Source organism: Bradyrhizobium viridifuturi (assembly GCF_001238275.1).
In the GTDB taxonomy this organism is placed as follows: domain Bacteria; phylum Pseudomonadota; class Alphaproteobacteria; order Rhizobiales; family Xanthobacteraceae; genus Bradyrhizobium; species Bradyrhizobium viridifuturi.
The window spans coordinates 98245-111811 of the sequence record NZ_LGTB01000010.1; the positions used below are offsets into that span (position 1 = coordinate 98245).

The window sequence follows — 13567 nt, forward strand, 5'->3', positions numbered from 1 at the left end:
CTTAATCGGATCTCGGCTCGCGGAACAGTCAACAACGATTCCAGTCTTGCCGACCTTGTTGAAGAAGGAGCAACGTAGTCTGCCAGTGAGGCAGGATTTGCCCAGCGGCTGGATTGCTTGCCACCGCTGATGGCCAAATGACCATTGATCATCAGTCTGATTTCTGGATGCGCACGTTTAACGCCTTCACGCTCGTCGCAAATGGGCGTGGATTGTTCAACAAATCCGAGGCAACTGTTCGCCTGACAACCAATCGACGATCCGTCCGCCGCCGAAACTGGTCGCCATCTGCACAAATTTGTGATCGTCAGCTACCGTCTCGCCAATATCAGCAGCATCGCGTCCGAGCGGATGCGCCTTCATAGCTGCAAGCACTGCATCGGCCAAATGGGGCGCGACGATCGCAACGAGCTTGCCCTCATTGGCGACATGGATCGGATCAAGCCCAAAGAGTTCGCAGGTTGCCGCGACCGCTGCCTTCACCGGAATGGCTGCTTCCTGTAGACGGAAGCCAAGGCCCGATTGATGCGCAATTTCGTTGAGGGTTGCGGCAAGACCGCCGCGCGTGGGGTCGCGCATCACCCGGATGCCGGCGCCGCCCGCCGCAATCATAACGGCGACAAGGTCATGTAGCGCTGCGGAATCCGACACGATCTCGGTTTGAAACGCGACGTTGTGGCGTTTTGACATGATCGCCACGCCATGGTCGCCAAGGCTGCCGGACACCAACACACGGTCCCCGACCATAGCTTTGTCGGCGGAGAGATCGAACCCATGGGCCAGAGCCCCGATTCCGGTCGTGGAGATAAACAGACCATCAGCCTTGCCGCGCTCGACGACCTTAGTGTCCCCCGCAATGATGTAGACGCCCGCGCCGCGTGCTGCCTCGCCCATCGAATCCGCAATCGTCTTCAGATCAGACAGCTGGAACCCCTCCTCAATGATGAAGCTCGCCGACAGATAGAGAGGGCGCGCGCCGGACATCACGACGTCGTTGATCGTCCCGTGCACAGCGAGTGAGCCGATATTGCCGCCAGGAAAGAACAGCGGCGAAACCACGTAACCGTCGGTCGTCATCACCATTTTACCCGTTGCAACGTCGAAGGCCGATTGATCATTGCAGCGGGCAAGCCATTCATTGCCGAAGGCTCGGTGAAAAAGGCTGGAGATCAGCTGTGCCATGGCTCGTCCCCCGGCCCCATGGGAAAGATCAACGCGTCCGTTCTCGAGATCGAGCTTGCGTTGATAGCCCTGTACGCTCATGACGTTCGCCTCACCTGATCATCGCGAACCCGGCCATATGTCCAATACGCCGCACAGGCGCCTTCCGATGAGACCATGCAGGATCCTATGGGAGTTTCCGGCGTGCCGAGGGTTCCAAACAGCTTGCAATCGACTGGCCGCTTGGCGCCGCGCAGGATGGCGCAGCACTCGCACGCCGGATTGTCGGCGACCTGCAGTTCGTGCATCGCGAAACGCGCCTCCGCGTCGAACCGCGCGTAGGCCCGCCTCAGCTTCAGTCCACTATTTGGTACGAAACCGAGCCCGCGCCATTCGAACTGCTCACGCGGTTCGAATGCCTGCGAGACCTCGTCTTTGGCGCGCCGATTGCCTTCACGCCTCACTGCACGGCTGTATTGGTTCTCCACGTCGTAGCGGTCTTCGTTCACCTGTCGCACCAGCATCAGGATCGCCTGCATCACGTCGAGCGGTTCAAATCCCGCGATCACGATCGGCTTGCCGAATTGTTCCGCCAGGAGCTCGTAAGGCTTCGTCCCGATGATCGTGCTGACATGTGCAGGCCCGACGAAACCGTCGATTGCAGCCCCGCCGATGTTGCGGATCTTCGGGTTCTCGAGAATGCTCTGCATCGCAGAGGGTGTAAGCACGTGATTGCAGAACACGCTAAGGCTCTTCAGCCGCTTCTTCTCGGCTATCCGGATCATCACGGCCGTCGGCGGTGTCGTGGTCTCAAATCCGATGGCAAAGAACACGACCTCGCGGCTCGGCGCCTGTTCGGCGATCCGGATAACGTCGAGCGTCGAGTACACCATCCGGATGTCTGCGCCGAGCGCTTTGGCTCGCAACAGGGACTGTCCTTGCGAGCCAGGCGCCCGTATCAGATCGCCGTAGACGCAAAGGGTGACCTCCGGCCGCTCGACGAGACGAATCGCCATGTCGATCCGGCTCGCAGGTAGAACACAGACCGGACAACCGGGCCCGTGGATCATGCGCACATTCGCGGGCAGCAGATCCTCAAGGCCATAGCGTGATATGGCATGAGTGTGTCCACCGCAGAATTCCATGAACCGATAGGCTTTTTGCCGATCGGCTTCGGCGCTAATCGCAGCGGCGAGCCCCTGCGCAAGGGTCTTGTCGCGAAATTCGTCGGTATATCTCATGGCCGGAGTTCCTGCCCTGTGCTGCCTAACTCCTGCAGCAGCTCCAGCGTCCGCTTGGCTTCTATCGGATCGATCTTGGCCAGCGCATACCCAACATGGACGAGGACGTGATCACCGACGTCGAGCTCATCGATAAGAGCAATCGATATCTCCAGGCTAACACCATCGATGCACACGGCGGCCATGTGGTCAGGAAGAATTTTTACGATCTTTGCTGGAACCGAAAGGCACATATCAGCCTCTCCCTTCGCTGGCGGACGACTGTTCAGCAATCTGCAAAGCGGCAATCCAGGCTTGGCCAAAGCTCAAACCACCGTCGTTGGGCGGCACCCGCTGTGGCACCAGCGGGGTCAGGCCGGCAGCGCAGCACCCGCGCCAGATCTCATCCATCAGTATCGCGTTCTGAAAGCAGCCTCCGCTCAGAACGACGGTATTGACGCCGGTTGTCCGCGCGGAGCGCATGACCAAGTCAACGCAGGCAGCGGCGAAGGTGCCATGAAACAGGCCGGCTCCGCCCGCAGCGTCAATGTCGTCCGCAATCAACCGCGCAAACAGCGGCCGAAGCGACAGCACGCCACCATCGATCGTCCACCCGGCCTCTAGAATCGCCGTCCGCCGCACTAGCGCCTCGAGCTTGATCGCGGCTTCTCCTTCATAGCTCTGCCAACTCACAATCCCCAGCAGCGCCGCCACCGCGTCGAATAGCCGGCCCGCGCTGGTCGTGGTGGCCCCGCCCGACTGATCGAGCAAGGCCGAGATATATTGAGCTTGCTGTTGCGCTGCAAAGCGCCGCGCGATTTCGTTACCTCGTCCGAGCAAGTGTAGTATCGCGCTCGCCATGCGCCACGGCTCACGGGCTGCGCGATCACCACCAGGCATTTGCAGCGGCGCGAGATGCCCGATGCGTCTGCACATCGCTCCTTCGCACAACAATAGCTCGCCACCCCAGTTACCAGCATCCGAGCCAACGCCATGGCCGTCGAGCACCAGAGCTAGCGCCGGTCCCGCATGGCCATGTTCAGCGATCACGGCGGCGGCGTGTGCGTGGTGGTGCTGGATTGCAATCAGCGCGCGGCCGCCTGCTTGCGCAAAGCGGGTGGATGCCATGTCAGGATGCAGATCATGAGCGATGACGACAGGCTCTACGTCAAGGATCGATGTAAGGTGTTGGATCGTCCCCTCGAACACACGGATGCCTTCGGGCGTATTGAGATCGCCAATATGTTGCGAAACGAACGCTTGGTTGTCGCGCGTGATGGTGACGGTCGATTTCAGCGCGCCGCCGACAGCGAGCACGGGCGGCACAGATTGCGCAAGCTGGATCGGTTCGGGAGCATAGCCACGAGCGCGCCGAATGAATTGGGAGCGGCCAGCCACCACCGCGACTACGGAGTCATCAGCACGCGTTACAATATCCCGATCATGGGTCACGACAAGGTCGGCGATCGCCTCAAGCCGTCGCAGCGCCTGCGTGTTGTCGATCAGGAGCGGCTCGCCGCAAGGATTGGCACTGGTGACGACGATGACCGGGCTTGGTTCCGCAATCCACGCTCCTGTCGAGCGAAGCGCATGAAAGATTAGATGATGCAGCGGGGCCACAGGCAACATGACGCCAACGCGAGACAAGCCGGGCGCTATGGCGGGCGCCAGACATTTGCGCGAAGTTAAAAGCACAATGGGCCGCGCTGCGGATTCGAGTAGCGCGAGCTCGAGAGCGTTCGCTTCCGCGATCTCGTTGACGCACTCTATGGAACCGAGCATAACTGCAAACGGCTTTTGACGGCGCTGCTTTCTGCTGCGCAGGCGCTGCACAGCGTCCTGATTACGGGCATCGCAGAGGAGCTGGTAGCCGCCGAGACCCTTTATGGCTACGACTTGACCGCCTGCGATTGCAGCGACAATGGCGTTGATCCCATGGCTAAGCCGAGGGCCGCATTCTGGACACGCGATCGCCTCCGCATGAAACCTGCGGCTCGCCGGATCCGCGTATTCGGCCGTGCAGGCGGCGCACAGCCTAAACGCCTTCATAACCGTGTTGTGGCGATCGTATGGGAGCCGCCCGGCAATGGTGTAGCGTGGACCACAATGGGAGCAACTAATGAAGGGATAAAGGTAATGGCGATTCTCTGGATCGAATAGCTCGCTGAGGCATTGTCCGCAGGTCGCGGCGTCGGCGATGATGTGCGTTGACAATTTTCCGCCTTCGCTCGCGCCGATCGAAAAGTTTTCTGTCGCGAGCGCCGCCGTCTCTTGAACGCAGATGTGGTCGATGCGCGCCAACGGAGGCGCCTCTAGCGGCAATGTGGCAAGAAATTCTGACGCACGACCACCTTCGACTTCGATTGTGACGCCCTCCGGGCCGTTGGCGACAAATCCGGCCAATCCGTACCGCGTAGCGAGGCCATAGACGTAAGGACGAAAGCCGACCCCTTGCACCGCTCCGCTCACGCGCACGCGCAGTCGTGTTCGGTCGCAAATGGTTGCGGCGCTCATCGCCTTGCGTCCTCTACGGCCTGCCTTTGGTGGGCCACCTGTCTATCGATCCAAGCGTAGAGCGCGCCAAAACCTTCGCCGGTACGGGCCGAGACCGTAAGCACTTCGATCTTTGGATTGGCGCGTCTGGCATATCCAATGGTCTTGTCCAGATCGCACTCAAGCAGTGAGGCCAGATCGATCTTGTTGATCACCATGAGTGAAGAAGCCGCGAACATATCGGGATATTTCAGCGGCTTGTCTTCACCTTCGGTCATTGACAACACAACGATCTTGCAGGCCTCGCCAAGGTCGAAGGCCGCGGGACAGACTAGGTTACCGACGTTCTCGATGAAGAGGATACCGCGCGTGAGCCGCGGCAAGCGGCGATAAGCCTCGGCAATCATTGCAGCATCGAGATGGCACCCTTTACCCGTATTGACTTGAATAGCTGGCACACCGGCCGCTCGAATCCGTTCGGCATCGTTTGAGGTCTGCTGATCGCCCTCGATGACTCCGGTCGGATAGCTGAGCTTGAGCTCGGATACGGCGCGCACGAGCAGCGAGGTTTTGCCTGCACCGGGACTCGACATAAGATTAAATACCAGCAGCTCATCGGCCGCAAAGCGCGTCCGGTTGTCGGCCGCGATCGCATTGTTCTTGCCGAGGATGTCACGCTCGACCCAAATGATGCGTTCGCGGCTCGTGCCCTTGACCTTCAATCCAACTGGGGGGGCGCCGCAGCCCAGAAGCGCTTGCCGACCATCATTCTGATAATGTTCGTGATCATGACTGTGGCGGGCATCGGACGAATGCTGCACCCTCTCGTCGCCGTGAAAATGCGCGTCATGGCGCTCGCCATCGTTCTGCCTATGAGGACGGCAACGGCCTTGGCTCTCCGGATCACGCCCTCTGGCAAGTTCGATCGAAGACGTCGCTTGGCTGCAACCGCAAACGGTACACATCAATCGATCTCCAGTTTTTTCACTCGCATCTGTTCGCCGCCGGTTACTTGCAACTGATAGCTCCCGCAGCAAGGACAGGGGTCGCCGCGGCGAGCAATTTCGACAGTGCGAGAACAGCTCATGCACCAGGCGATCCCCGGGAGTTCGAGGATCTCAAGAGCTGCCCCCTCGGCAATCGTTCGCGTTGCAACGACAGCAAAGCAGAACCTGATCGCATCAGGCGCGACATGGCTGAGCGCCCCGATTTCGAGACAGATGCTCCGCACCCGCGACAACGATCGGTGACGCACCTCCTCCTCGACGATTTGGATGATGCCCAGACAAACCGCCATTTCATGCATCTTCAACTTTGCGAAACCTGAGTGTGAATCCGACACATGGGTCGAGCGATTCAATCACCGCACGAACCGCTTTCTGATGCCGTCTCGCCGTCAGCACCGCGCCCTGCAGGTTCCGGACAACCGGTCCGCTCCTATGGAAATTCCATTCCGTCGGAGCAAGAAATTCGAAGCGGTATATCTGGCCCTGAGGATCAAGCTCAACCGCGTGATAGAGCCTGCCCCTGGCGCATTCGACGGCGGTCGCGGCGCGTCCCGAACCCAACCGGTAGCTTTCGATGATCCCAGGCTCCGCTGAGTCGATATGAGCGCCTGACTTGAGCCAATCGCAGAGCCGAACGATCTCTGCAATTCTGGCCTTCAGCCGCTCGGCCGCACCCGACCGACCCAGCCAGAGCCGATCACGCGTCATTTGGCGTGCCCATGGACCCGTCTCGGGCGCACGCCCCCCAAGGTCGGGACAAAGACAAAATGTCGGATCATCGCCGAGCAGCCGTTCAATGATGTTTCGGTCGTCGGCAACGGACAGGAACGAGTGCGCGATCCGGATCGATTTCAAGTCGACCTCGTCCAGCGCGGCTATTCGAATTGCCAATGGGCTGCCGGGCCTGGGCGCGCCGTCTCCGTCCGGCATCCCGATAGTGGCCAGTCCAGCCACAATTCCTGCCGTCGCTTCGCGTCGAGCAGCACCGCATGCCGGTTGTCCGCTACCGATAAGTGCGGACACTCCCTGCATCACGGAACGAATCGCGGCGGCACCGGCGATGTCCTGCGAAAGGTGTCCGACCAAGAGGCCCCGCAGCAATTCTGCGATGCGCTCGGCAACGACCAGCGCAATACGATGCTGTTTCGTCGTGCGGGTAATCGCTTCGTCACGCGCCGTCTCGATCGCAGACAGCAGCGCGGTTTGCTGCGCAACAGCACACAATGCGAAGAGCCGTGGGATGTGTTTGAGCAGCGACGAAGCCGGTCTGCCGGCGAACAGCCGCGCCAGCAGTGGCCGGGCTCGTGGCAGGATCTCGACCGCGGCAATTACGTCGGCAGCAAGCCAGACCGTGACATCGATTTTGTTGCGGATCGCGAAACTCATATGCACCGCTGCGTCATTAGCTTGCGCGGAACGGCAGCCGCGCTGCCTGCGCTGTCTGCGATATGCCACTGGATTTCGAGTATCTTTAAGTTCTTCATGTGAGGTACGCCTCCATAATTTCCTGCAGGCGCCCGGCGGAGTCCTCGAAATCCTCGTCAGCAGCCAAGGCTACGATCGGCACGCCTCCCACCTCCACCGTATCGAGGATGACGTCGTCCAAAGAATTGAAGTACTGTACCGACCAGACGTTTCTCACCTCGGTCGCCTGCACGCGGCATGTGCCGTAACCGCGGAAGATGAGCTGGACCGGACCATTGCCCAAACTTTGCTGCAGGAACGCCATGTCCACAGCACTCATCGGCAGCAACGTCAGATTGATAACATGCGCCCGCATGCCAGACCGCCAGACACGCGCCCGCTCGCGTATTTCCGCAAGTACCGCGAGCACGTTCATGGCGCCGTCCGGCGCCGCGCCGATCAGAAAGTCGGCAGACGTCAACTCAGTTGCGGCGCGCTGCACAATCTGCGGGATTGCCCCAACCTCGACATATTCGTACGTCGGCTCGGCCCCGATACGCACGCGCCAGATTCCTGCAAGGACCGACTCCCGGAGTTGCGCAAAAGAGCCATCTGGCAGCGCAACCACGCCGGCGACCTCGCCTTCCCCGAGCACCTCGCCAATCAGCTTGCGCTCGAGCTCGCTGAGATTGGCGAGTCCGTACGGCTGCGACCGAGTGCTCTGGCTCTGGCCGCGAGCGGCAGCGGCGACATTCGACAACAGCACCGTGACATTCGGATAGTTCCTTGCAAGCTCGTTGCCGTCGCGCCGGGCGCGCTTGGCTACCGCCTCCATAGTCGTCAGCCCGCTATGGAATACATCGAGACTTTCGGTGCCCGTGGCAGACTTGCTCACCATCTGCTCGACGTCACCGGATACGACGCGGACCGCTGTCGTCATGATACGATGTCCCGGGAGGCATAGCCGGCACAAATGCTACCCGCGTACAGCCAAACGATCGGTACGACGATGCGGTCGATCTTGACCAAACGGACCAGGCGCCTGCCGATCAGGCAGAGCGTACCGTGCCGATGGCACAAAATTGCCGTCGATCGACGACGCGGGCCGAGTCTTCCGACCAGCTTTCCAGCCAACGCATGCGCAGGCCCTGCGCCTTGCACGCAACGCCGAAAAGCCTTGATCAATTCAGGAAAGGATAATGCGACATGGACGGCCCGGAGCGAATGCATGGCAGCGACCGCCAGCACCACTTCGGGCGCGCTCGCGGAAGCGTGCGTGGCCAGGCGTGCATGCGCGTTGATGCTCTCCACCTCGGACGGACAGGGTGCGAGATCATGCCGCGCCGGCTGGAACTTCATCAGACTCCCTTCAGATCGTCCTCGGTTTGAGCTAGGTGAGATGTAGCAAGGCACGTGCCAATCATCGTCGCGCTGTGAGGGAGACTGGAATCATCACTCGAAGCATTGACCTTTCCATGCGGAAGGTGCGCGCGATTGATCGATTTGCGAGCAGGCTGGTCACTGCAACATCCGCAGCAGAACCGCTAACGTAGATGCTCAGGCAATTGCGGCTCACGACCGACCAGGTCCGCAAAGAAGGGGCCGCAGTCCTGGCCGTTACGGCTGGCGTCAAGCCCGTCGAGTGCTTCCGAGATCAGTCTTGCTTCATCCTCATCCAAGAGTCGCACGGCGGTGTCGATATGAACGAGCACCCTGGCGCCGACCGGGGCGCAGTAGAGCAGCATGACCGAGACACGCCGCTGTTCGTTGCGATACTCACAAAGTGCCGTGATGTCGTCCGTCTCAACAATCATCATTGGTAAGCCAAGGCACATGATCAATCGCGGGCCGCTAGATCGGCTGCGCTCCCATCTCATAACTTGCATGGTCGATACTGTTCGCCAACAGCCGTTCTGATGCAGGCAGCGGCGCCGTTCGCGGTGCAGCCGGCGAGCCCCACTGCGTCAGGAGTTTGCAAGCCAACTCGATTGCCGGCGCAATCTGGAAGCGCACCGGAGCTGTCAGCGGACCACCCCAGTGCTGCAGGTCCAGCGCCTGACATCCGATGAGAGCGAGTTCTCGCGGGCAGCGGCCGAGCAGATCGGCCGCACTCAAGACCTCCTGAAAGCCGGTCTGATGTAGCTTATCTTCTTGGCGCCAGCAAATTTTGGCACCTCGGCATCCCGCATGAGCTTCAACTCTCCGGGCGGGAGTGCAAAGTCGATAGCATCGAACACGATCAGGCAATCGGCCTGCTCAAGATAGCTCACGAGGTAGAGCCCCTGCGTGCCGCCATCAAGGATGGTGACGTTGTCAGCGACTACATAGCGGCGATGGAACTCCTCTACCGCCCGCACGCCGAACCCCTCATCGGCCCACAGGATATTGCCGATGCCAAGTACAAGGATCCGTTGCTTGTTCTCCGGAACTGGTAACCGCGTGCCATTCAATCGCGAAACTCGCGCTCACCCGAAATCATGGAGGAGATGCTCCGGCGCGACATGATGTCCTCCCGGATCACTGCGTAGATGTGAACCAGAACAAAGACCAAGATCACCCACAGGCCGAGATGATGCCAGGTATGGACGTCCTGGCTATTCGGCCAGATTGAAAACACCCAGCCGAACAGCCTGTCCTGCCAACTGTCGCTACCGGCGCCCTGCCCATAAAGTGCAAAGCCTGTGACGATCATGAACGTGATGGTTTGCGTAAACATAAGAAACATTGCGAGCTGAGCCAGGGGGTTGTGCCCGACGCTTCTGTCGGGCTCAACTGCAAGGAACCCGTACCGGCGAATCTCTTGGTGCACCTCGTGCCAAAAGCACCCGCGCCAGAGCGGAACACAAAAGATCTGCGCGGCATGTCGATTTCCAATCAGGGCCGAGTAAATGCGCAGAACAAAGCCGACGCTAAGGACATATCCCGCAGAGAAATGCGCAAGTCGGATATAGCCGAACAGGAAATTGCCGCTTGCTTGTCCCGACATCGCCGGTGTGCCCGTTCCAATCAGATAGCCGGTTAAGGCCAGCATCAGAATGGCCGCCGCATTGACCCAGTGCCACAGTCGCACCGGCGCGTCATAAACGTAGGCGCCGCGATGGCCGATGCCGCGCTCGGTCAGTGCCGCATCGACGGCAGCGGGGGGCTGCCGAGCCTCGTTTCGCATGTCCCTAACGAACATTGACTAAAGCCATTTCTTGGCCGTCAAGACTCATCACATGGGTCGAGCACGCCAGGCACGGATCAAAGGAATGGATCGTACGCAAGATCTCCAGGGGTCGCAGCGGATCGGCCAACGGGGTGCCGATCAGCGAGGCTTCAAAGGCGCCAATATTACCCTTGGGATCACGAGGAGATCCGTTCCATGTCGTCGGCACGACACATTGATAGTTGTCGATCTTTGTGTCCTTGATCTTGATCCAGTGTCCAAGCGCACCGCGCGGCGCCTCAGCAAAACCGTAGCCCATGGCCTCCTTGGGCCAGCTTTCCGGCTTCCATCTTGTGACATTGGCAGTTGCCGTATTGCCTGCCTTAATGTGGAGGACCAACTTATCCTGGAAATAACGCAGCTGATGCGCCGCCCACTGACATTCGAGTGCCCGCGCCGCGGTACGGCCGAGTGTCGAGAACATCGCCGTCAGGGGAAGATTCAGTCCCTTGAGCAGTCTGTCGGCCGGCTCCTTGAACTCGGCTTTGCCCTGCGCATAACCGATGATGTATCGCGCTAAAGGCCCGACCTCGACGGCGTGGCCGCGCCAGCGCGGCGCTTTGATCCACGAATACTTGCCGCCTTCGTCGAGTTCCTTGATATTAGTCTGACTGCCCTTGACTCTTGGCCCGAGCTCGAAACTCGGTTCGGTGATGCCATCCCATGGATGCAGTCCACAGCAATCGCGCGGGTATTTATACCACGAATGCGTGACGAACTCCTGGATCTGCTCCGGATCACTATGGTCGATCGGCAATATCTCCGTGAGGTTGCCATCAAGGATCACGCCGCGCGGCAGCTTGAGATTGTTCGAAGAACAGTCGTTGGCGTTTTCGAGGATGTCGCCATAGGACATTACGCTTTTGCTTGAAAGTCCGCCGCCATGGAGCCAATCTTTATAGAACGAGCCGATCATTGCGACGTCGGGCAGATAGACCTGCTCGACAAACTCGATCGAACGGTCGATGATCGAGGATACGAGATTAAGGCGCTCCATGTTGATCGCACCCACCGCACCAGTTCCGTCGATGTTGATTGCGCAGGGCACGCCGCCGACCAGCCAGTTCGGATGCGGATTCTTGCCCCCATAGACGGCTTGGATTTTGACGATCTCCTTCTGGAAGTCGAGCGCTTCCAGATAATGCGCCAGGGCCATCAGGTTCGCCTCCGCTGGAAGCTTGTAGGCCGGATGCCCCCAATAACCGTTCTTGAAGGGACCTAATTGCCCTGATTCGAAGAATTTAGTCAGCCTGATCTGCAGATCCTTAAAATAGCCAGGAGACGACAACGGCCACGGCGAGATGGACTGCGCCAGCGCGGAGGTCGACTTGGGGACGGCCTGGAGCGCAGAGACCACGTCGACCCAATCGAGTGCGTGCAGATGGTAGAAGTGTACGAGATGATCATGCACGAGCAAGCATAGCTGCATGATGTTTCGGATCGAATTGGCATTCTCCGGAATCGTGATCCCTAGCGCATTCTCAACCGCGCGCACGGAGGTCAGCGCATGGGTGCCGGTACAGACACCGCAAATCCGCTCAGTAAACGCCCAGGCGTCGCGTGGATCGCGCCCGCGCAGGATGACTTCGATGCCACGCCACATCGTCCCGCTCGAAACCGCATTGCGGATTACGTTGTCGGCATCGACATTGGCTTCGACACGCAGGTGGCCTTCGATGCGCGTCAACGGATCGATGACAATTCGCTTGCCGGAGCGATCGAGATTGAACCCATTTGGTATCTGTCCGGCCACCGTCGCCCTCTTCTCAATTCCGTTTACTTGGTCGAGCTGTGCGATCCGGCTTGTTGGTCAACCGCTTCACGGCGGTGACGGCCGCATGGGCGGCGACGGTCAGCCCAACCACCCCGGCAGCAGCCATACCAATCTGATCGGCGTTCTTCTCAATGCCGAACTGCTTGATGGTCGTGAGTCGGTCGTAAAATGAACCCTTGTCCCAAAAGCCGTCTTCGGAGCAGCTGAGGCAGCCGTGGCCGGATTGAATCGGAAATGAAACACCGCCGTTCCACCGAAGGGCCGAACAGGCATTGTAGGTGGTCGGCCCCTTGCAGCCCATCTTGTAGAGGCAATAACCCTTGCGCGCGCACTCATCGTCCCACTCTTCGACGAATTGGCCGGCGTCGAAATGGGAACGTCGATAGCATTTGTCGTGAATGCGCTCGGAATAAAACATCTTTGGGCGCCCTTGGCGATCGAGCTCCGGAAGCTTTCCGAACGTGGTGATGAAAGTCACCAAGCCGCTCATGACCTCTGCGATAGGCGGACACCCGGGCACCTTGATGATCGGCTTGTTCTTGATCACCTGATCGATCGGCGCAGCGCCAGTCGGATTGGGCTTGGCCGCCTGGACGCATCCCCAGGAGGCACACGTGCCCCAAGCGATGATCGCCATCGACTCTTCCGCCATCGACCTAAGCTTTTCAACGAACGGCTTGCCGCCGTCAATGCAGAACATGCCCCCCTGCTTCAGCGGCGGATTACCTTCGACCGCAAGCACATACTTGCCTTTATACTTGGCGCGGGCTTCCTCCAGGATGGCTTCAGCCTGCTCTCCTGCCGCCGCCATGATCGTATCATCATAGTCGAGCGAAATCATCGACAGCAGCGTGTCTTTGATCAGCGGATGGGCCGAGCGGATGAAGCTTTCCGAGCAGCAGGTGCACTCGAGCCCGTGCAGCCAGATCACGGGTACGCGCGGCTTGGTCTCCAGGGCGTCGGCAATAGTGCTTGCGGCAAGCGAACCAAGTCCCAAGCTTGCGGCAGTCAAACTGCAGAATTTGTGGAAACTACGACGCGTGATGCCCTGACGTCTGATCACGCTGTAAAGCGTCTCCGTTGCCCCACTCATGAACCCTTCCATGTAAGTCGTCGCCGGCAGTAACGAACCGCTGACGCAGCAGCAAGAAACAGGCCATCGGAGCGCAACACTTGACTGGGTGCCAAGCCAGCCTTTCGACTCTTGTCCTATCGGCGAGCCGGCCAGCAAGCCCCAAGCTCGCGCCGTTGAGCCCTGTCACGCCAGTGATGTCGGGCTTTGAACGTCGATGTGAGAACT

Annotated in this window: 13 protein-coding genes and 1 pseudogene; all 14 read right to left on the bottom strand. The window is 59.7% G+C overall.

Annotated features, from left to right (window positions below):
- Positions 1 to 216: 216 nt before the first annotated feature.
- The 14 genes and pseudogenes from hypE to ALC15_RS11300 all read right to left on the bottom strand — a co-directional run bounded on the left by hypE (position 217) and on the right by ALC15_RS11300 (position 13360).
- Entirely contained in the window at positions 217 to 1263 is a 1047-nt protein-coding gene (gene hypE / locus ALC15_RS11235) for a hydrogenase expression/formation protein HypE (protein ID WP_050627278.1), read from the bottom strand.
- Entirely contained in the window at positions 1260 to 2402 is a 1143-nt protein-coding gene (hypD, locus tag ALC15_RS11240; RefSeq protein ID WP_050627279.1) for a hydrogenase formation protein HypD, read from the bottom strand. The genes hypE and hypD overlap by 4 nt, the downstream gene beginning before the upstream one ends.
- Positions 2399 to 2635: a HypC/HybG/HupF family hydrogenase formation chaperone gene (locus tag ALC15_RS11245; RefSeq protein WP_094193819.1), complete on the bottom strand. Its 237-nt coding sequence runs from the start codon at positions 2633 to 2635 to the stop codon at positions 2399 to 2401. The genes hypD and ALC15_RS11245 overlap by 4 nt, the downstream gene beginning before the upstream one ends.
- 1 nt (position 2636) lies before the next feature.
- Positions 2637 to 4895: a carbamoyltransferase HypF gene (hypF, locus tag ALC15_RS11250; protein WP_050627280.1), complete on the bottom strand. Its 2259-nt coding sequence runs from the start codon at positions 4893 to 4895 to the stop codon at positions 2637 to 2639.
- Positions 4892 to 5839 carry a hydrogenase nickel incorporation protein HypB gene (gene hypB, locus ALC15_RS11255; protein ID WP_050627281.1) on the bottom strand — a complete coding sequence of 316 codons (948 nt, stop codon included), beginning with the start codon at positions 5837 to 5839 and terminating at the stop codon, positions 4892 to 4894. Before hypB ends, hypF begins: the two co-directional genes overlap by 4 nt.
- Positions 5839 to 6180, bottom strand: a complete 342-nt coding sequence (hypA, locus tag ALC15_RS11260; RefSeq protein ID WP_050627282.1) for a hydrogenase maturation nickel metallochaperone HypA — start codon at positions 6178 to 6180, stop codon at positions 5839 to 5841. Before hypA ends, hypB begins: the two co-directional genes overlap by 1 nt.
- A complete protein-coding gene (locus tag ALC15_RS11265) occupies positions 6173 to 7267 on the bottom strand; it encodes a hypothetical protein (RefSeq protein WP_050627283.1) in 1095 nt (364 codons plus the stop codon). The genes hypA and ALC15_RS11265 overlap by 8 nt, the downstream gene beginning before the upstream one ends.
- Before the next feature lie 94 nt (positions 7268 to 7361).
- Positions 7362 to 8225, bottom strand: a complete 864-nt coding sequence (locus ALC15_RS43275) for a hydrogenase expression/formation protein (protein ID WP_050627284.1) — start codon at positions 8223 to 8225, stop codon at positions 7362 to 7364.
- Complete coding sequence (locus tag ALC15_RS11275; protein ID WP_050627285.1) at positions 8222 to 8644, bottom strand: hypothetical protein; 423 nt, start codon at positions 8642 to 8644, stop codon at positions 8222 to 8224. Before ALC15_RS11275 ends, ALC15_RS43275 begins: the two co-directional genes overlap by 4 nt.
- A gap of 185 nt (positions 8645 to 8829) precedes the next feature.
- The gene (locus tag ALC15_RS11280; protein ID WP_050402936.1) at positions 8830 to 9120 is read right to left on the bottom strand and encodes a HypC/HybG/HupF family hydrogenase formation chaperone; all 291 of its coding nucleotides are present in this window, start codon (positions 9118 to 9120) and stop codon (positions 8830 to 8832) included.
- Positions 9121 to 9136: 16 nt separating this feature from the next.
- A pseudogene (locus ALC15_RS11285) lies at positions 9137 to 9735 on the bottom strand (HyaD/HybD family hydrogenase maturation endopeptidase).
- Positions 9732 to 10466 (bottom strand): Ni/Fe-hydrogenase, b-type cytochrome subunit, encoded by a 735-nt coding sequence (cybH, locus tag ALC15_RS11290; protein ID WP_430649155.1) that lies wholly within the window; start codon positions 10464 to 10466, stop codon positions 9732 to 9734. Before cybH ends, ALC15_RS11285 begins: the two are co-directional and overlap by 4 nt.
- Positions 10456 to 12246 carry a nickel-dependent hydrogenase large subunit gene (locus ALC15_RS11295; protein WP_050627286.1) on the bottom strand — a complete coding sequence of 597 codons (1791 nt, stop codon included), beginning with the start codon at positions 12244 to 12246 and terminating at the stop codon, positions 10456 to 10458. The genes cybH and ALC15_RS11295 overlap by 11 nt, the downstream gene beginning before the upstream one ends.
- A gap of 13 nt (positions 12247 to 12259) precedes the next feature.
- On the bottom strand, positions 12260 to 13360 hold the full coding sequence (locus ALC15_RS11300; protein ID WP_050627326.1) for a hydrogenase small subunit: 1101 nt from the start codon (positions 13358 to 13360) through the stop codon (positions 12260 to 12262).
- Between the last annotated feature and the right edge of the window lie 207 nt (positions 13361 to 13567).